This window comes from Stenotrophomonas sp. AC248 (assembly GCF_979258185.1).
Window position 1 is genome coordinate 3,223,725 of the sequence record NZ_OZ409840.1, and the last position, 18,712, is coordinate 3,242,436.

13 protein-coding genes are annotated in these 18,712 nt (G+C 68.6%); 4 read left to right on the forward strand and 9 right to left on the reverse strand.

Features of this window, described 5'->3' with window-relative positions; genetic code table 11:
- Positions 1-214: 214 nt before the first annotated feature.
- The 4 genes from ACZ0AE_RS14680 to hflK form a co-directional block, all read right to left on the reverse strand.
- Positions 215-1,507 carry an adenylosuccinate synthase gene (locus ACZ0AE_RS14680; protein WP_038686937.1) on the reverse strand — a complete coding sequence of 431 codons (1,293 nt, stop codon included), beginning with the start codon at positions 1,505-1,507 and terminating at the stop codon, positions 215-217.
- A 370-nt stretch (positions 1,508-1,877) separates the two neighbouring features.
- Positions 1,878-2,063, reverse strand: a complete 186-nt coding sequence (locus ACZ0AE_RS14685) for a DUF2065 domain-containing protein (protein WP_038686935.1) — start codon at positions 2,061-2,063, stop codon at positions 1,878-1,880.
- Between the two features lie 70 nt (positions 2,064-2,133).
- Positions 2,134-2,997, reverse strand: a complete 864-nt coding sequence (gene hflC / locus ACZ0AE_RS14690; RefSeq protein ID WP_038686933.1) for a protease modulator HflC — start codon at positions 2,995-2,997, stop codon at positions 2,134-2,136.
- Positions 2,994-4,118 carry an FtsH protease activity modulator HflK gene (hflK, locus tag ACZ0AE_RS14695; protein ID WP_038686932.1) on the reverse strand — a complete coding sequence of 375 codons (1,125 nt, stop codon included), beginning with the start codon at positions 4,116-4,118 and terminating at the stop codon, positions 2,994-2,996. Before hflK ends, hflC begins: the two co-directional genes overlap by 4 nt.
- Positions 4,119-4,323: 205 nt before the next feature.
- Here hflK and ACZ0AE_RS14700 point away from each other — a divergent pair, with 205 nt between their 5' ends.
- The gene (locus ACZ0AE_RS14700; protein WP_463601456.1) at positions 4,324-5,319 is read left to right on the forward strand and encodes a YhdH/YhfP family quinone oxidoreductase; all 996 of its coding nucleotides are present in this window, start codon (positions 4,324-4,326) and stop codon (positions 5,317-5,319) included.
- Positions 5,320-5,408: 89 nt separating this feature from the next.
- Complete coding sequence (pilH, locus tag ACZ0AE_RS14705; RefSeq protein ID WP_038686928.1) at positions 5,409-5,792, forward strand: twitching motility response regulator PilH; 384 nt, start codon at positions 5,409-5,411, stop codon at positions 5,790-5,792.
- 102 nt (positions 5,793-5,894) lie between these two features.
- Here pilH and ACZ0AE_RS14710 read toward each other — a convergent pair whose 3' ends face one another.
- Positions 5,895-6,791: a DnaJ C-terminal domain-containing protein gene (locus ACZ0AE_RS14710; protein WP_038686926.1), complete on the reverse strand. Its 897-nt coding sequence runs from the start codon at positions 6,789-6,791 to the stop codon at positions 5,895-5,897.
- Positions 6,792-7,038: 247 nt separating this feature from the next.
- Here ACZ0AE_RS14710 and ACZ0AE_RS14715 point away from each other — a divergent pair, with 247 nt between their 5' ends.
- Positions 7,039-7,521: a peroxiredoxin gene (locus ACZ0AE_RS14715; RefSeq protein ID WP_038686925.1), complete on the forward strand. Its 483-nt coding sequence runs from the start codon at positions 7,039-7,041 to the stop codon at positions 7,519-7,521.
- A 29-nt stretch (positions 7,522-7,550) separates the two neighbouring features.
- Positions 7,551-8,138, forward strand: coding sequence for a ferritin-like domain-containing protein (locus ACZ0AE_RS14720; RefSeq protein ID WP_463601457.1), 588 nt, complete (start codon positions 7,551-7,553; stop codon positions 8,136-8,138).
- A gap of 346 nt (positions 8,139-8,484) precedes the next feature.
- Here ACZ0AE_RS14720 and pbpC read toward each other — a convergent pair whose 3' ends face one another.
- From pbpC to prpF, 4 genes are all read right to left on the reverse strand, one after another.
- Positions 8,485-10,860 (reverse strand): penicillin-binding protein 1C, encoded by a 2,376-nt coding sequence (gene pbpC, locus ACZ0AE_RS14725; RefSeq protein WP_463601458.1) that lies wholly within the window; start codon positions 10,858-10,860, stop codon positions 8,485-8,487.
- 55 nt (positions 10,861-10,915) lie between these two features.
- Positions 10,916-15,835 (reverse strand): alpha-2-macroglobulin family protein, encoded by a 4,920-nt coding sequence (locus ACZ0AE_RS14730; RefSeq protein WP_463601459.1) that lies wholly within the window; start codon positions 15,833-15,835, stop codon positions 10,916-10,918.
- Positions 15,836-16,022: 187 nt separating this feature from the next.
- Complete coding sequence (locus ACZ0AE_RS14735; protein WP_463601460.1) at positions 16,023-17,480, reverse strand: bifunctional 2-methylcitrate dehydratase/aconitate hydratase; 1,458 nt, start codon at positions 17,478-17,480, stop codon at positions 16,023-16,025.
- A gap of 18 nt (positions 17,481-17,498) precedes the next feature.
- A complete protein-coding gene (prpF, locus tag ACZ0AE_RS14740; protein WP_038686915.1) occupies positions 17,499-18,689 on the reverse strand; it encodes a 2-methylaconitate cis-trans isomerase PrpF in 1,191 nt (396 codons plus the stop codon).
- Positions 18,690-18,712: the final 23 nt, after the last annotated feature.

Consider the following 18,712-nt stretch of genomic DNA (forward strand, 5'->3'; position numbering starts at 1 on the left):
TTGACCACACTTTCTTAACAACTCGGCCGCGGTTCACATTGCCATCGCCATGGCCGGGCGCTCCCTACCCAGATTGGGTACGGTCATACCCAATTTGGGTATTCAGGCCCACTGGGGGGCCGCCCCACGAAAAAGCCCCGCTTTCGCGGGGCTCCTTCGTGCTTCTGCCTGGTGCGGTGGCAGTGCCGAGCAGGGCTCGGCACTACCGGGTGGCTCAGGCGAACGGGTCCTGCAGGACCATGGTGTGGTCGCGGTCCGGGCCGGTGGAAACGATGCTGACCGGGCAGCCGGCCAGCTCTTCCAGCGCACGCAGGTAGGCGCGGGCGGCCGGCGGCAGGTCGTCCCAGTTGGTGATGCCGTGGGTGTTCTCGGTCCAGCCCGGGAACTCCAGGTACACCGGGGTGCACTCTTCCCAGCCCTGCGCGTCCAGCGGGGCGTATTCGGTACGCTTGCCGCGGTATTCGTAGGCGATGCAGACCTTCAGCTTTTCCATGCCGTCCAGCACGTCCAGCTTGGTGATGCACAGGCCGCTGATGCCGTTGATGGCCACGGCGCGCTTGAGCGCGACGATGTCCATCCAGCCGCAGCGACGCGGGCGGCCGGTCGAGGCACCGTACTCGGCACCGCGGTCGCGGATGCCCTGGCCGACTTCATCGTCCAGCTCGGTCGGGAACGGACCACCGCCGACGCGGGTGGCGTAGGCCTTGGCGATACCCAGCACGTAGTCGATCGCGTCCGCGCCCACGCCGGCACCGGCCAGCGCGCCGCCCACGGTGGTGTTGGAGCTGGTGACGTACGGGTAGGTGCCGTGGTCGATGTCCAGCAGTGCGCCCTGGGCGCCTTCGAACAGCACGCGCTTACCCTGCTTGCGCAGGTCGTGCAGGATGCCGGCAACGTCGGACTTCATCGGCTCGACGTACTCGCCGAAGGCCAGTGCTTCGTCGTAGGTCTTCTGGAAGTCGACCGCGTCGGTCTTGAGGTAATTGGTCAGCACGAAGTTGTGGTAATCCAGCGCGGTGCGCAGGAGTTCTTCCAGCTGGGCCGGGTAGTGCAGGTCGGCGATGCGGATGCCGCGACGCGCCACCTTGTCTTCGTACGCCGGGCCGATGCCACGGCCGGTGGTGCCGATCGCCTTGCCGCCGGCAGCGCGTTCGCGCGCCTGGTCCAGGGCGATGTGGTACGGCATGATCAGCGGCGCGGCCGGGGAGATCTTCAGGCGCGAACGCACTTCCACGCCGGAGGTTTCCAGCTCGGCGATTTCCTTCTGCAGCGCAGCCGGGGAGATCACCACGCCGTTGCCGATCAGGCACAGCGCGTCGGCACGCAGGATGCCCGACGGGATCAGGTGCAGCACGGTCTTCTTGCCATTGATGACAAGCGTGTGGCCGGCATTGTGGCCGCCCTGGAAACGTACTACGGCACCGATTTCCTCGGTGAGCAGATCGACGATCTTGCCCTTGCCTTCATCGCCCCACTGGGCACCAAGCACTACGACAGACTGACCCATGACGGGCTCCTCATATGTTGCGGCCATCGGGGCCGCGGACGGGTAAACCGTGGCGGGGCTGGCCAGCGCGGTGATGGCGGCTCCAAACGGGGAGCGGCCGGCGATGGAAGGCCCAGACACGGAAAAAGCCGAACGGGGAGGCCCGTCCGGCTTTTTTGCATTATCCGGGTTTCCTTGGGCAGGTGCCACCCCGCTGGAGGCGGGCGTTGGCAACCGGTCAGGACCAGGCACCGTGGCACCGGCCCCGGCCCGGCCGCTGATGCGATCCGGTAGTGCCGGCCGCTGGCCGGCTCCTCAGCCAAGGTCGGGAGCCGGCCAGCGGCCGGCACTACCGGGGTCTGGTCGGGAGCCGGCCAGCGGCCGGCACTACCTAGTGTTTCAGCCACCACAGCGTGGTCAGGCCGGCCAGCAGGATCACTCCGCCCCAGGTGCGCAGTGTGGCGCTGCGCAGCATCAGCAGGTGTTCGGCCATGCGCTTCCAGGCCAGCGGGGCGGCGAACAGGAACAGGCCTTCGAGCACGGCCACCAGGCACAGGGCCGAGAACAACTCTTTCATGACATCTCCACCAACAAAACGGGGACCCGGTCTGCACCGGGTCCCCGTGGGTTACCTGCCGCCTGCGGCCTCAGCGATCGCTCTTGAGGTACTGCAGGAACGGGTCGTTCTTGTCGAGCACGATCACGCCGTTGCCGTCGGCCATCGAGCCACGATAGGCCTCCAGGCTGCGGTAGAAGGCGTAGAACGACGGGTCGGCCGAGCCGGCCTTGCCGTAGATGCGCGCGGCTTCGGCATCGCCGACACCGCGCAGCTGCTGCGCATCGCGCTCGGCTTCGGCCACGATCACCGTGCTGTCGCGGTCGGCCTGGGCACGGATGGTCAGCGACTGCTCCTCACCCTCTGCACGCAGCTTGGCCGCTTCCTGCTTGCGCTGGGCGCGCATGCGCTCGTACACATCGTTGATCACCTGGCTGTCGGTGGGCAGGTCGATCTGCTTGATGCGCAGGTCGATGATCTGCATGCCGAGGCCCTTCACCGCTTCGTTGATGCCGGTCAACTGCCCGGCAATCAGCTCGCTGCGGTCACCGGACACCAGCTGCTGCAGCGAGCGCGAGTTGATCTGGTTGCGCAGCGAGTCGGTGATGATCGGGGCCAGGCGCGCGTCGGCCACGCTGGCATCGCCACCGGTGGCACGGTAGTAATCGCGTACGTTGGAGATGTAACCGATGGCGAAGAAGTCGACGCTGACGTCCTTCTGCTCGGCGGTGAAGTAACGCGCCGGGGCAGTGGCGAGCACCTGGAAACGGCGGTCGAACACCCGCACCGTTTCCACCAGCGGCACCTTGAAGTGCAGGCCCGGCTTGATGTCGGCACGGACCACCTTGCCCAGGTTGAGCACCATCGCGGTCTGGTCTTCACGGACCACGTATACCGAGCCCAACAGGCCCAGCAGGGCGGCCACGGCCAACCCGATCCAAAGGGAACTCTTCATCGGCTGACTCCTTCACGACCGGTGGGTCGGGTGGTCGGGCGTTCGGTGTTGCGCACGCCATCCACCGGCGTGCTGGCCGGCAGCGACGGCAGCATCACTTCCGGGGTCACGGCCGGTGCGGCCGGTGCGGCAGCGCCGCGGGTGTCGCCGGGCATCGGCACGTAGATCAGCTGGCGGCCATCGCCCCCGATGATCTTGCGGTTCTGGCCGAGCACCTGCTGCACGGTTTCCAGCCACAGGCGCTTGCGGGTGACTTCCGGGGCGTCCTTGTACTGGGCCTGCAGCAGGGTGAAGCGTTCGGCGTCACCCTCGGCCTTGGCCACGGCGGCCTGCTTGTAACCTTCGGCCGTGGTGCGGGCACGCGAGGCCTGGCCGCGCGCTTCCGGCACGACTTTGGCCGCGTAGGCCTGGGCTTCGTTGATCAGGCGTTCCTTGACCTGCTGGGCGCCGTTGACCTCGTCGAAGGCCGGCTTGACCTCTTCGGGCGGGCGCGCATCGGGCAGGGTCAGGCCGGTCACGGCCAGGCCGGTGCGGTAAGCCTTCAGTGCGGCCTGCAGGCGTTCCTGGGCAACCAGCGCCAGCGGGCCGCGGTTGTTGAGGACGGCGTTGAGGTCGGCACGGCCCACCTGCTCGCGGACCGCGCTCTGCGCGGACTGCTCCAGCACCTGGTCGGCTGCCACCGTGCCAAACAGGTACAGGCGCGGGTCGTCGATGCGGTACTGCACGTTGACCGAGACGTTGACGATGTTCTCGTCACGGGTCAGCACCGGTACTTGGCTGCTGAACGTCTTGATCTGGGTGGCATTGACCTTGGTCACCGATTCGATCGGCCAGGGCAGCTTGAAGTTGGGGCCGGGCTGCAGGATCCGCGAGAACTGGCCGAAGCGCAGGACCACGCCGCGCTGCTGTTCGCCGATCAGCTGGAAGCTGGAGAACAGCAGCAGCAGAACCACCGCGACCGCCACCCAACGCAGGATGTTGCCATCGAAGAGATCCTTGAGCGGGCCGGGAAAACCGCCCCAACCGCTGCCATTGCCGCCACCGCGCGGGCCAAACGGCCCTCGTCGGTTCTCGTCGGGACCTTGTCCGCCCTTGTTGCCGCCGGGTGTATTCCAGGCCATGCACGCTCCATCAGTGAAAGGTTGCCTGCGGGCCATTCCGCACCGTCAACCATGAATCCTGTTCGATTCTACTAGATGGGGCGGATCGGCAGGATTGGAAGGGGCAAGGGGCCAACGGGATCGATTCATGCGTTGCCCAGCCGGGGGTCCCGGCCCGCGCAGGCAGCAGGTAAGGTGTCGTTCCACACCCCACGAGGCCGCCCCCATGCCCCTGCCCGCCCCCTTCAACGCCTTCCGCATCCACCAGGACGAGCACGGCCACCGCAGCGGCATCGAGGCGATCGGCCTGGATCAGCTCAACCCGGGCGAGGTGGTGATCCGCGCGCAGTGGTCGTCGGTGAACTACAAGGATGCCCTGGCCGGCACCGGCAAGGGCCGCATCCTGCGCCGCTTCCCGCTGGTGGGGGGCATCGACGTCGCCGGCACGGTGGTGGCCTCCACCGACCCGGCCTACCGCGAGGGCGATGCGGTGCTGGCCACCGGCTGCGGGCTCAGCGAGACCCGGGACGGCGGCTACAGCCAGTACGTGCGGCTGGCCGCGAGCGCGGTGATCGCCCAGCCGGCCGGGCTGACCCCGCGCGAGGCGATGGTGCTGGGCACCGCCGGCTTCACCGCCGCGCTGGCGCTGCTGCGCATGACCGACAACCGGCTGACCCCCGCGCATGGCCCGCTGGCGGTCACCGGGGCCACCGGCGGGGTCGGCTCGTTGGCGGTGGACATCTTCAGCCGCGCCGGCTTCGAGGTGCATGCCATCAGCGGCAAGGCCGACCAGGCCGACTACCTTCACGGGCTGGGCGCCAGCCAGGTGTTGCCGCGCGAGGCGCTGGCCACGGGCAAACCGATGGAATCGGCGCGCTTCGGCGGCGGCCTGGACAATGCCGGCGGCCCCATGCTGGCCAGCCTGCTGGCGCAGACGGTGCCTTACGGCAGCGTGGTCAGCGCCGGCCTGGCGGCCAGCCCCGCGCTGGACATGACGGTGATGCCCTTCATCATCCGCGGCGTGTCACTCCTGGGGGTGTCGTCGGCGGCTGCACCGCGCGCGCTGCGCGAACAGGTGTGGGAAAAGCTCGCCGGCGATTGGAAGCCGCGCCACCTGGAGGCCATCTGCACGCGCGAAGTGGGCCTGGACGGATTGGCCGACGTGTTCGACGCGATGCTTGCGGGCGGCGCAGTGGGTCGCACGGTGGTGCGGATCGACTGAGCGTTGCAGGGGGGCGACGGACGGCATGCCGGACGCTTCCCGGCCATGCGCGCGCGGCACTACACTGCGGGCATAACCTGGGGAACAACATGGCACGCATTCTGATCGTCGACGATTCACCGTCGCAGCTGCTGGGGATACAGCGCATCGTCGAAAAGCTCGGGCACGAGATCCTGACCGCCACTGATGGCGCCGCCGGGGTGGAAGCGGCCCGGGCGCAACTACCCGATCTGGTGCTGATGGACGTGGTGATGCCCAACCTCAACGGTTTCCAGGCCACCCGCACGCTGGCCCGCGATGCGAGCACCAAGCACATTCCGGTGATCCTGGTAACCACCAAGGACCAGGACACCGACCGCATGTGGGGCATGCGCCAGGGGGCCAAGGCCTACATCACCAAGCCGTTCTCCGAGGACGAGCTGTCTGAAGTGCTGGAGCGCGTTTTCAGCAACCAGGAACCGCCGACGGCGTGATGCCGACGGCCGGCCCGGTAGGTACCGACCGTTGGTCGGTACGCACTGACGGTTGGTACGCAACAACGGTCGGTACGCCGATGCATCGGCGCGCCGCCGGCATCACACCTTTTCGCCGAACGCCTTGGCCAGCGCCTTGTAGGCCTTCTTCTGGGCCTCTTCGGTCGGGGCCGGCGCCACGATCTCCAGCTCCACGATCTGGTCACCGTCCGGGTTGCCCGGCAGGCCGCGACCGCGCAGGCGCAGCTTGCGCCCGGCATCGGATTCGGCCGGCACCTTCAATTCCACCGACCCGCCCAGGGTGGGCACGCTGATGCTGGTGCCCAGCGCGGCCTGCCACGGCGTCACCTGCAGGGTGTACAGGATGTTGCGGCCGTCCACCTCGAACTGCGGGTGCTCGGCATATTCCACTTCCAGCAGCAGGTTGCCGCCGCCGGTGCCCTGCCCGGTCAGCCGGATCACCTGGCCCGGGCGGATGCCCTTGGGCACGCGCACGTCCAACTGCTTGCCGTTGACGTTGATGCGCAGGCTGTCGCCGGTATGGGCCGCTTCCAGCGGCACCGACAACTTGGCGCGGGTGTCGCGGGTGGGCTGCGGCCCCTGGCTGGCGCCGCCGAAGCCACTGGCCCGGCCACCGCCACCGCCGCGCTGGCGCGCGAACAGGCTTTCGAAGAAGTCGCTGAAGCCGCCGCCGCCGGCGCCGCCCCCAAACACTTCCTCGTAATCGAAGCCCTGCCCGCCGCCGTAGTTCGGCGGTGCATGGAACTCCTCGCCCGGCCGGTAGCCCTGGGCCTTGAGCTGGTCGTAGGCGGCACGCTTCTGCGGGTCGCGCAGGGCTTCATAGGCCTCGTTCACGGCCTTGAACTTGTCTTCCGCGCCGGCCTCCTTGCTCACGTCAGGGTGGTACTTGCGTGCCAACCGGCGGTAGGCCGTCTTGATCTCGGCATCGCCCGCGGTCGGTTCCACCCCGAGCGTGGCGTAGTAATCCTTGAATTCCATCGATACACCTCGAATAAGTTCGGTCGCCCGCGCCGGCGGGCACCGTCCCGTCAATTCTAGCCGCTGGCAGCGCCGCTGCCGTGACGCGCGGGCTTGATCCGGCGCAATGCGTCGCGCATGGGCGGCGGCTACGCTGGCCCCGGCAGCGCTGCCCTGCCGTTGAAATGGGTGTCCACGCGATTTTTTCAACGTTTTGACGCCACCCTCCCACCCCGCTTACTACGCTGTCCGTGTCCAAGGAGTCCGCATGACCATCCACGTTGGCGACCGCATTCCCGAAGTCACCCTCAAACGCATCCGCGAGGGCATGGAGACCATCGACACCCATGCCCTGTTCGACGGACGCCGGGCGGTGCTGTTCGCCGTGCCCGGTGCGTTCACGCCCACCTGTTCGGCCCGCCACCTGCCCGGCTATGTGGAGCACTTCGCCGATTTCCGCCACCGCGGCATCGACGTGTTCTGCATGGCGGTCAACGACCCGTTCGTGATGAAGGCCTGGGGCGAAAGCCAGCACGTGCCCGACGGCCTGCAGCTGCTGTCCGACGGCAACGGCGAGTTCACCCGCGCGCTCGGGCTGGAGATGGATGCCAGCAGTTCGGGCATGGGCCTGCGGTCGCGCCGCTTCGCGCTCTACGTCGAAGACGGCGTGGTGCGCCAGACCTTCATCGAGGAACCCGGCCAGTTCGAGGTGTCCTCGGCAACGTACGTGCTGGAGCACCTGCCCAGCTGATCCCCCGCAACAAAGGAACCCGGCCAGCCATGTCAACGCCAGCCAAGCAATCCAGCACCGCCCCCGCCACCCGCCGCACCGGCCCGGACGGCATCAGCGATACCGCCACCCTGCGTGCCCGCGCGCGCAAGGACATCGAGGACGGCGCGATCACGCCGACCTACAGCGCCGACCGCGAGGCGGTGATCAAGCTGCTCAACGATGCACTAGCCACCGAGTACGTGTGCGTGCTCCGCTACTACCGCCACTACTTCATGGCCAAGGGCATGCTCGCCGACGCGGTCAAGGGTGAGTTCCTGGAGCACGCCCAGCAGGAGCAGGCACACGCCGGCAAGCTGGCCGAGCGCATCGTGCAGCTGGGCGGCGAACCGGATCTCAACCCGGACACCCTGACCGCGCGTTCGCATGCCGAATACAAGGAAGGCAAGGACCTGCGCGACATGGTCCGCGAGAACCTCATCGCCGAGCGCATCGCGATCGACAGCTATCGCGAAATGATCAATTTCGTCGGCGACAAGGACACCACCACCAAGCGCATCCTCGAAGAGATCCTGGCCCAGGAAGAGGAACACGCCGACGAGTTCGCCGACCTGCTGGACGGCTGGATCGGGGAATAACCCCCACGCATCTGGAACCGGTAGTGCCGGCCGCTGGCCGGCTCTTCCGGTCCCCCTGCCGGAACCGCTGCTGCCCCGGCCCCTGCTCGCGGATGATCAAACCGGTAGGGTCGCGCCCCAGCCGACTGCCGATACGCCCTCAACATTCGGTGATGGCATGACCTGTGGCGAGGACGGCGCTGTTGCGCTTTTCCGACACAGGTCATGCCCTACCGGATGCGGAAGATGCACCGGCAGTCGGCTGGGGCGCGACCCTACCGGTGTCACCGCGTGACGTTGGGATGGATGCGGGTGCCGTTGGATGGATGCGCGGGGCGTTGCGATCGGTGCGCGCCACCGCGGGTTGCTACCGCAGGATGCGGAACCGGACCTGCGTCCACGCACCATCGGAGGCGAGCGCGGTAAGGGTGTGCTCGCCGGTTTCGTCGAAATCGCGCTGGAACAGGCGCGCGCCCTCGGTGCGGGCGATCCAGCGACCATCCAGCAGCCAGTCGATGCTGTTGTCGTTGCCGAGCGCGCGCAGCTGCAGGCGCACGCCGTGCTCGGCGTTGGGCGCGCGGGCCAGTGTGGCGCGGTCGTTGAGGCCTTCGATGTGCAGGCTGCCCCCGCTCTCGCGGCCATCGTCGCTGCAGTCCAGCGACAACGCCGGCAGCTGCGACGCATGCCGCTGTGCCAAGGGCAACCACGGGGACAACAGGGCCGGCCAGCGCGCGATCTCGCGCGCCTCGGTCTCGTGCGGCAGGCGGCAATCCGGCGACACCCGCAGGCCGCTGCGTGCGTCCACGTTGAACCGCTGGCGCCCCGGCTGCCACAGCCGCGCGTCGCGTTCGGCGAAGGTGGGCGGCACCACGCCGTCCAGCACGAACGCATCCAGGCGGCGTTGGCACAACGCGTCCTCGGTGCGCTCGGCCAGCTCCCCGGTCGGCCAGCAGATCGCCTCGCGGGTCACGTTGGGCGGCATCGGCGCGCCACTGGCGTCGCCGGCCTGGCGCGGCAGGCTGTCCACCACCTCGAACATCAGCGGCAACGCGGTGACCGCACCGTACTGCCCGGGCAACGGCGTGCCATCGGGCCGCCCCACCCACACCCCCACGGTGTAGTGGCGGGTACTGCCGATCGCCCAGGCATCGCGGTAGCCGTAGCTGGTGCCGGTCTTCCACGCCACCCGCGGGCGCCCGGTGACATCGAAGGTGCCGCTGCCGTACCCCGGCCGCGGGTTGGACTCGAGCACTTCGCGGGTGATCCACGCCGCACCCGGCGACATCAGGCGGCGTTCGATCACCGGATCGGCCGCGGTATAGCGCACACGGCCGGCGATGCCGTTGCGGTTGAATCCGGCAAATGCCCCAACCAGATCTTCCAGGCGCGCACCGGTGCCGCCGAGGATCAGCGACAGGTTGGGCGCGCTGCCATGCGGGAAGCGCAGCGTGATGCCGGCGTGCGACAGCCGCGCGGCGAAGCGCGCCGAGCCGACCCGGTCCAGCAGGTCCACCGCCGGCACGTTGAGCGACAGCCGCAATGCCGTGGCCGAACTGACCGGCCCGTTGAACGCCGCATCGAAATTGCCCGGGCGGTAACCACCGAACGCCTGCGGTGCGTCCACCATCAGGCTTTCCGAATGGATGAGCCCATCATCCAGCGCCATGCCGTACAGGAACGGCTTGAGCGTGGAGCCGGGCGAGCGCCAGGCCTGCACCATGTCCACGTGGCCCAGCCGCTGCTTGTCGCCGAAAGCCACCGAACCGACGTAGGCGCGGGCCTCCAGGGTGCGGTTGTCGACCACCAGCAACGCCGCCGACGTACGTTCGGGCAGCTGCGAGAAGTACGACGACACCCGTTCTTCCAGCGTGCGCTGCAGGCCGATGTCCAACGTGCTTTCGATCCGCGCCGCACGCGGTTGCGCCGACCGCAGCCGTTGCGCCAGCAGCGCGGCATGCAGCGGCGGCTGCAGCGCGCGGGTGACCACCGGCTCGATGCGGGCATCGTCCACGTCGTCACGGCTCCACACGCCCAGCGCGACCATGCGCTCGAGCACCTTGTCGCGCGCGCGTTGCGCCGCTTCGGGGTGGCGGTCCGGGCGCAGCCGGCTGGGCGCCTGCGGCAACACCGCCAGCAATGCGGCTTCGGCCTGCGACAGCCGCGCAGCCGGCTTGCCCAGGTAGGCCCAGCTGGCCGCCTCCACGCCTTCGATGGTGCCGCCATACGGTGCGCGTTCCAGGTACAGCGCCAGGATCTGCGCCTTGCTCAGGTGCACTTCCAGCTGCACCGCACGCAGCATCTGCTTGGCCTTGCCCCACGGCGTGCGCGTATGCGGGTCGAGGATGCGCGCCACCTGCATGGTCAGGGTGGAACCACCGGACACGATCCGCCCCTGCAGCAGCCATTGCTTGCCGGCGCGCAGCAACCCCCACGGGTTGATCCCGGGGTGCCGCCAGAACCAGCGGTCTTCGTAATTGAGCAGCGCCTGCAGGTACAGCGGCGACACGCTGTCGATGGACGCCGGGTACCGCCACACACCGTCGGCATCGGCGAACGCGCGCAGCGGCGTGCCGTCGCGGGCGACCACCAGGGTACTGGTGTCGCGCAGCTTCGGCAGCGGCGGCGGGAACGCCAGGTCAAGCACCAGCAGCAGGCTGAGCACGGCCACCGTGCCCCACCGCAGCGTGGGCAACAGCCACTGCCGCGCCCGCAGTGCCAGGCGCTTGAAGGGGAATGACGTCATCGGCTGAACGACAGCGTGGTGCGGGCCATCGCGGCGGCGATGGCCCGCACCCGGCTCACGGTTGGACCACGGTCAACGTGGTCGGGTAGCTGCGGCCCACCCCACGCAGATCGGGGCGGTACATGTCTTCCACCAGCGGCGGCGGCACCGTGTAGGTGCCCGGGGTGACCGCGCGCACCAGGTAGAACACCTTGGCGGTGCTGCCCCGCGACAGCTTCACCGCGGCCACGTAGCGGTCGTCGCGGAACTCCTCGTGGCGCAGCGTGGCGGCATCGCCGCGGTCGTTGACGTTGAGCCCGTCCACCACCACGTCGGCCCACTGCTTGGCGTCGCCCAGGTTGAAGTTCTCGATCTCAAGGCCAGCGGGCAACAGGTCCGTCAGCAGCGCGTCGGGCATGTCCACGTTCGGGGTGATGCTGACCCGCACGATCAACGCCTCGCCTTCCTTCAACGCGCGCGGCGTCCACGGCTTGCCGTCCGTGGTGTACCAGGTGCGTTCCACGCCCAGGTGGCGGCTGTCCGGCTCCGGTGCGGTGCGCGGGATGCCGGCCACGTCCAGGCTGGCGAACATCGGCGGCTCCCCCTGCGGGGTGAAGCGCACGCCCTTGGCCAGCGCGGCGTAGTCGAAGCTGCGCCCGAACAGGCGACGCGCGGCGATGGCCTCCACCTCACCGCCCACAGCCAGTTCGCCGGACACCAGCTTCTTCTGGTTGGCCGACAGGGCCTTGCCCAGGCGCGCGATGGCGACCTGTTCCTGCGTGCTCAACCACAGCCCGCTGCTGCTGCGGCGTGCATCCAGGGCCCGGCCCAGGTCGACCGCACGGGCGTCATAGCCCGGCTTGGACAGCTTGCGCTCGTGCAGCAGCGCGATCATCAGTGCGTCATCGCGCACCGCGCTGCCGTAGTCACCGAAGTACTGCGGGCGTTCGCTGCTCGGCTTGGCAAAGCCGGCGGCAATGGCCGCATCGCCACGCTTGTGGTCGCCCTGCAGCGACAACGCGATGCCCAGGTGGACCAGCGGCAGGCCGGTCAGTGCCTTGCTGCGTTCGTTGTCATACAGCGCGCGCAGCGTACCCAGCGGCGCGCGGTTGACTCGCGCCAGCACGTAACCGGAGTACGCCTGGTTGGCGAACTTGAGGTTCTCGCGGCGGTCTTCACCGTAGAACTGGTTGCCACCGGACAGCAGGTCTTCGCTCAGGCGGTTGAGCGCCTTCTGCAGCACGCTGTCGGGCACCGCGAAACCTCCGTCCTTGGCATCCAGCAGGAACTCGGCGATGTACGGGGTGAGCCATGGGTTCACATAGCCGTCGTCGCCCCACATCGAGAAGTTGCCGTTGGCCACCTGCATCGAGGCCAGCCGGCCGAACGCGCCTTCCATGCGCTCACGGCGGGTCTTGGCATCCAGGCCGTCGGCACCGAGCATGGCCGAGGTCGCCTCGTCCAGCATCAGTGCCGCGTAACCCTTGCTGGTGGTCTGCTCGGCGCAGCCATACGGATACTTCAGTGCGTCGTTGAGCGCGCTGGCAAACGGAATCGGCGGCAGCGCGCTGACCAGCATGCGGGCGGTCACCGAATCGCTCATCAGGCCATCGGCCAGGCCGCTGCCCATCTCCACTGCACCCAGCGGGTCCAGCGTGCGGGTCTGCGAGCGAAGGATCTGCGGCCAGGCGGCGCGCACCGGCAGGTCGTAGCGGCGATCCACCTTGAATCCGTTGCCGTCCACCCGCACCCGCACCTTGGCCACCGTGTAGCCCTCGCGCGCGGTCAGCGGGAAGCTGAGGGTGGTCTTGGCGTCGGCCTTGAGCTGCAGCGTGCGGGTCGGTTCACCCAGGGCGAGCGGACCGATGCCGTCGACCTGCACCTTGAACTCGCCCGGCGTGCCGGTGAAGTTCTGCACGTCCAGGGTGACCGTGCTGCGGTCGCCCGGCGCCATCACCCGCGGCATGCTGGCTTCGGCCAGGATCGGCGCGCGCACCACCGTTTCCACATCGCGCTTGCCGTACTGGTCATCGGAATACACCACCGCCGACACCCGCAGGGTGCCGTTGAAGTCCGGCACCTTCAGCGCGATCCGGGCGATGCCCTTGGCATCGAGCTTCACCGGTCCGGAGAACAGGTCCACGGTCTGCACACGCGCGGTGGGACGCTTGGCCTGGGGCATCGCCGCCAGCGCCATGTCGCCGCCGAACTTGAGCTTGCCGCTGCTGCCGTCGAAGCTTTCGATCACGCGGCTGTAGATGTCATAGGCATCCACGTCCAGGCGGCGCTGCGCGAAGAAGTGGCCGGCCGCGTCGGGCACCGGGAAGCGGGTGATGTTGAGGATGCCCACGTCCACCGCCGACACGGTCACGTGCGCGACCTTGCCCGCCAGCTGCGGCGCGCTCACCGTCACCGGCAGGATCTGCTCGGGGCGCATCTGCTTGGGCGCCGACAGGCCGACCGCGATCTGGCGCGCCTTGCGGTCCATCGGCACGTGCACCACGCCCACCGCACGGGCCGGGGTGATCTTGCTCGGCGCACTGCCGCCACGGAACACCAGCGCGGTGATGTAGACGTCGTGGCGCTCCCACTCGGCGGTGACCGGGATGTCGAAGGTGCTGCCCGGCTTGGCGTCGATCTCCTGCACGTACAGCATCTTGTCGCTTTCCACCATCAGGATGCCCTTGCCGGCATGCGGCGGGGTGACGGTGACGCGGACCTTGTCGCCGGCCTTGTAGCCGGTCTTGTCCAGGCCCAGCTTGATCTTGTCCGGGCGTGCATCCAGGCCGCGGTTGTCGTCGTTCCAGCTCCAGCCGGCGCGGAACGGATAGCGGCTGGTCAGCCCGGTGGTCGGATCGAACACCTCCAGGCGGTACTCGCCCCACTCCACCGGCAGGTCGACCGTGGTGGCCGCGGTGCTGGCGTCGACAGTGCGGGTGTCCTTGTTCTCGAAGCGGCGGGTGAAGTCGTAATCCCAGCGGTTGTCGTTGAAGGTCCAGTGGTAGTCGCGCAGCTCGCGCACCAGGGTGATCTTCAGGCCCTTGGCCGGCTGCGGCTTGCCTGCGGCGTCCACACGCATCACTTCGAAGCGCGCGCTGCTGTTGGCATCGGCGCCGTCATCGGGATTGAACAGCGGACGCACGCCGACCAGCGCCGGCGCCGGCCACATCACCCGCTTCAGCGTGCGGGTGACGGTGCGCCCGCCGGTTTCGTACACGCTGCCGGACACCACCACCGCGATCGGGGCGGTCGGCTTGACCTCATCGGGCAGCGCCACGTCCTGGCGCAGCTTGCCGTCGGCCGGGAATTCGGTGTCGATGATGTCGCGTGCCTCACGCGGCAGTGCAATGGTGGGGTCACCGAAGAAGTAGCCCGGCAACGCCTCCACCGGGGACTGCTCGGCCGCCACGGCCAGGCGCGCGGTGAAGCGGTTGCCGTCGGCGGGCGCGCCGTACAGGTAGGCCGCATCGGCGATCAGCTTGAGCGGCTCACCCGGCTTGAGGGTCTTCTGGGCACTGTCCAGGTCCAGCTTCATGCGCTCGGGCAGGAACTCCTCGATGCGCAGGGTCATGCCCTGGATGGCTTCCTTGCTGGCCGGGTTGGTGCGGAATTCCACCTGCCAGCGCCCGGTCGGGGCTTCGGCCGGAATGGTCTGTTCGAAGCTGAAATAGCCCTGCTCGCCCGGCTGCAGGCGGGTTTCGCGGAAGGTCTTGCCGTCCGGCTGCTTCAGGCGCAGGAAGACCGGCTGCGGCTTGGTCGGCTTGCCATCGTTGTCGCGCAGCAGCGCGGAGATGCGCACCGTTTCACCGGGGCGGTACAGGTCGCGGCCGGACCAGGCGAACACGTCGAACCAGGCGTTGTCGCGCCCGGCCACCGCGAACTCGCTCAGGTCCAGCGCCGGCTGGTTGAACGGCAGCATCGAGGTGTCCGCACCGCTGCTGGCGATCAGCACGTGGCTGGCATCGAGCGTGTAGTTGAGCAGTGCATTGCCGTTGCCGTCGGTGCTGCCCTTGAGCACCACCTCGCCCTTGCCGTCGAGGATGCGCAGCTCGATCTTCTTCAGCGCCGCCCCGCTCTGCAGCGAGGCGGTATGCACGAACAGCTTGTCCTTGTAGGCGCGGGTGTGCAGGCCGATGTCGCTGACGGTGAAGAAGGCGGTGTCGAACTCGCTTTCGAACGAGCCGCTGCGCTTCATCACCGCGAAGTACAGGCCGGGCTCCTGCAGCTGCTTGATCTCCTGGGTGGGCAGGTAGGTCAGCACGCGCTCGTTCTGCTTGCCGCCCAGCACGAACCGGTTGACGTACACCGGCTCGGCCAGCTTGGACATCGGCACGCGGTCGTCATAGTCGCTGTCCAGGTCCCAGCTGCCGCGACGCCCGCCGCGCTGGTACTGGCTGAAGAAGGTGGGCAGCTGGTTCTCGCGCACGCGCAGGAACTCCACGTCCACTTCCTGCACGTTCACCGACACCACCGGCAGGCCACGGCTGTCCTTGGCCGGCAGCACGCTGCCCTGCGAAGCGAAGCCGGCCACCGGCTTGAGCTCGCCGGTGAACACTTTCTGGCGAAGCTCCTTGCCGATCCGGCTGCCATCGGCGGCCAGCAGGTCGGGCGAGACGATCAGGTTGTATTCCTTGGCCGCCTCGACGAACGGGTAGCGCAGGGTCAGTCCGTCATCGGACAGGGTCCAGCTGCTGTCCTCGGTGCCCACCTTCTCGGCGAAGCGGACCAGTGCGTCGAAGTCCTGGGTGCCCACCAGCGGGCGCGAGAATTCCAGCGCCAGCGACACGCCGTCACCCTTCTGGTCGGGGTAAGCCCGCACCAGGGTGAACTCACTGACCTTCTCGGCCTTGGCCGCGATCGGTGCGCCGGACGGGGTGGGCAGCTGTCCGCTGTTGTTGCGGTTGCAGCCCCCGATGCCCAGGGCCAGGCCGGCGACCAGCGCCAGGCCCGCGATTCCCTTCCAGCTCCACTGCCCGACCCGACTGCGGCTAGCCATGATGACGCTCCTTGATCAAGGCGGCCAGTATAGAGGGCGACCCGGCTCGAGCGGAGCCGGGTGACGGTCGGGTCTGCGTGGCGTCCGGGGTAGCCGACCAACGGTCGGCTCTACCGGGGATGTGGTGTGGCCGACCGCGCGTCGGGTGCGGCCGGCTGGGGATGTGCCAGCCGACCGACGGTCGGCTCTACCCGGCTACGTAGAGGTTTACGTAGTCGTGTACGGGCATCGCTTCCAGCACCACCGGGTCCAGTGAGGCGTCGAGGATGCGGCGCTGCTGCTGGGTCGGGTAGGTGGCGGTGAGGTGGGCGCGGAACTTGTCCTCCAGCAGCGGGATGCCCTCGGCGCGGCGGCGGGCGTGGCCCAGCGGGTACTCCACCTCGGCCTCCAGGGTGCTGCCGTCGGTGAACGCCACCGCCAGCGCGTTGGCGATGCTGCGCTTGTCCGGGTCCAGGTAGTCGGCGGTGTAGCGCGGCTCCTCGACGCAGGTGATCTTCGCGCGCAGCGCATCGATGCGCGGGTCGGCGGCCACGTCGTCCTCGTAATCCTCGGCCACCAGGCGGCCGAAGATCAGCGCGATGGCGACCATGTACTGCACGCAGTGGTCGCGGTCGGCCGGGTTATGCAGCGGGCCGGGCTTGTCGATGATGCGCAGGCAGGCCTGCTGGGTGCGCAGGGTGATGTGGGCGATGTCCTCGCTGCGCTTGCCGGCCGCGCGCATGCGCGCATGCAGCTGCATCGCCGCCTCCACGGCGGTCTGCCCGTGGAATTCGGCCGGGTAGCTGATCTTGAACAGCACGTTTTCCATCACGTAGCTGCCATACGGGCGCTGGAAGCGGAACGGCTGCCCGCCAAAGCTGACGTCGTAGAACCCCCAGGTGGGTGCGGTCAGCGCACTCGGGTAGCCCATCTCGCCCGCCGCGGCCATCAGTGCCAGCCGCACGGCGCGGCTGGTGGCATCGCCGGCCGCCCAGCTCTTGCGCGACCCGGTATTGGGGGCGTGCCGGTAGGTGCGCAGCGACTGCCCGTCCACCCAGGCCAGCGACACCGCGTTGAGCATGCGCTCGCGGTCCAGCCCGAGCAGGTGCGCGACCACGGCGGTGGAGGCCACCTTGACCAGCACCACGTGGTCCAGCCCGACCCGGTTGAATGCGTTTTCCAACGCCAGGCAGCCTTGGATCTCATGCGCCTTGACCATCGCCACGAGCACGTCGCGCATGGTCAACGGCGGCCGCCTCAGTGCTTCGGCGTTGCGGCTGAGCCAGTCGGCGGTGGCCAGGATGCCGCCGAGATTGTCGGACGGATGGCCCCATTCGGCGGCCAGCCAGGTGTCGTTGAAGTCCAGCCAGCGCACCATCGCGCCGATGTTGAAGGCGGCCTGCACCGGGTCCAGTTCGAAGCGCGTGCCCGGCACGCGCGCGCCGTTGACCACCCGGGTGCCAGGCACCAGCGGTCCGAGCAGCTTGCTGCAGGCGGGAAACGCCAGGGCCGCCAGGCCGCAGCCAAGCGTGTCGATCAGGCAATGGCGCGCGGTGCTGAAGGCCAGCGGCGACTCCACCCGGAAGTCGCGCACGTAGTCCACGATGTCGGTCATGACCGCATCCCATGGCGGTCGCTGGTTGCTGCTGTGGTCGTGACCGGACATCGTGATCTCCTGTTGAACCTACAAGGTGTCGGCGGGTACCCGCACCGCGCCTTCCATCAGCACGCGTGCACTGCGGCTCATGATGGCCTTGGTGACCGTCCACTGCCCGTCAACGAACGCCGCCTGTGCGCCCACCCGCAGCGTGCCGGACGGATGCCCGAAGGTGACCGCTTCACGCTCGCCGCCACCGGCGGCCCGATTGACCAGCGTGCCGGGGATCGCGGCGGCGGTGCCGATCGCAACCGCCGCCGTGCCCATCATCGCGTGGTGCAGCTTGCCCATCGACAGCGCGCGCGCGTGCAGGTCGATGTCGCCCGCCGCGATCTGCTTGCCGCTGGAAGACACGTAGTCCTGCGCCGGGGCGACGAACGCCACCTTGGGCGTGTGCTGGCGGGTGGCGGCCTGGTCGATGCTGTCGATCAGGCCCATGCGCACCGCGCCGTGCGCACGGATCGCCTCGAAGCGGGCCAGTGCGGCCTTGTCCTCGTTGATCGCCGGCTGCAGTTCGGTACCGGTGTACCCCAGGTCGGCCGCGTTGAGGAAGATGGTGGGAATGCCGGCGGTGATCATCGTCACCTGAAAGCTGCCCACGCCGGGCACGTCCAGGGTGTCGACCAGGTTGCCGGTCGGGAACATCGACCCGCCCTCGCCGTCGCCGTCATCGGACGGGTCGAGGAACTCCAGCTGGATCTCGGCCGCCGGGAAGGTCACCCCGTCCAGCTCGAAATCGCCGATCTCCTGCACCTGGCCATCCACGACCGGCACGTGGGCCAGGATGGTCTTGCCGATATTGGCCTGCCAGATCCGCACGGTGCAGATGCCGTTGTGCGGGATGCGCGCCGGGTCGATGAAGCCGTTGCTGATCGCAAACGGGCCTACCGCGGTGCTGAGGTTGCCGCAGTTGCCGCTCCAATCCACGAACGCGGTATCGATGGCGACCTGACCATACAGATAGTCCACGTCATGATCGGGCACCGACGCGGCGGCGATGATCACGCACTTGCTGGTGCTGGAGGTGGCACCGCCCATGCCGTCGGTGTGCTTGCCATACGGGTCGGGCGAGCCGATCACGCGCATCAGCAGCGCATCGCGGGCCGGGCCCGGCACCTGCGCCGCCACCGGCAGGTCGGTCAGCCGGAAGAACACGCCCTTGCTGGTACCGCCACGCAGGTAGGTGGCCGGAATGCGGAGCTGGGGGAGGAAGGTCATAACGGATGCCTTGGAAGTCTCGG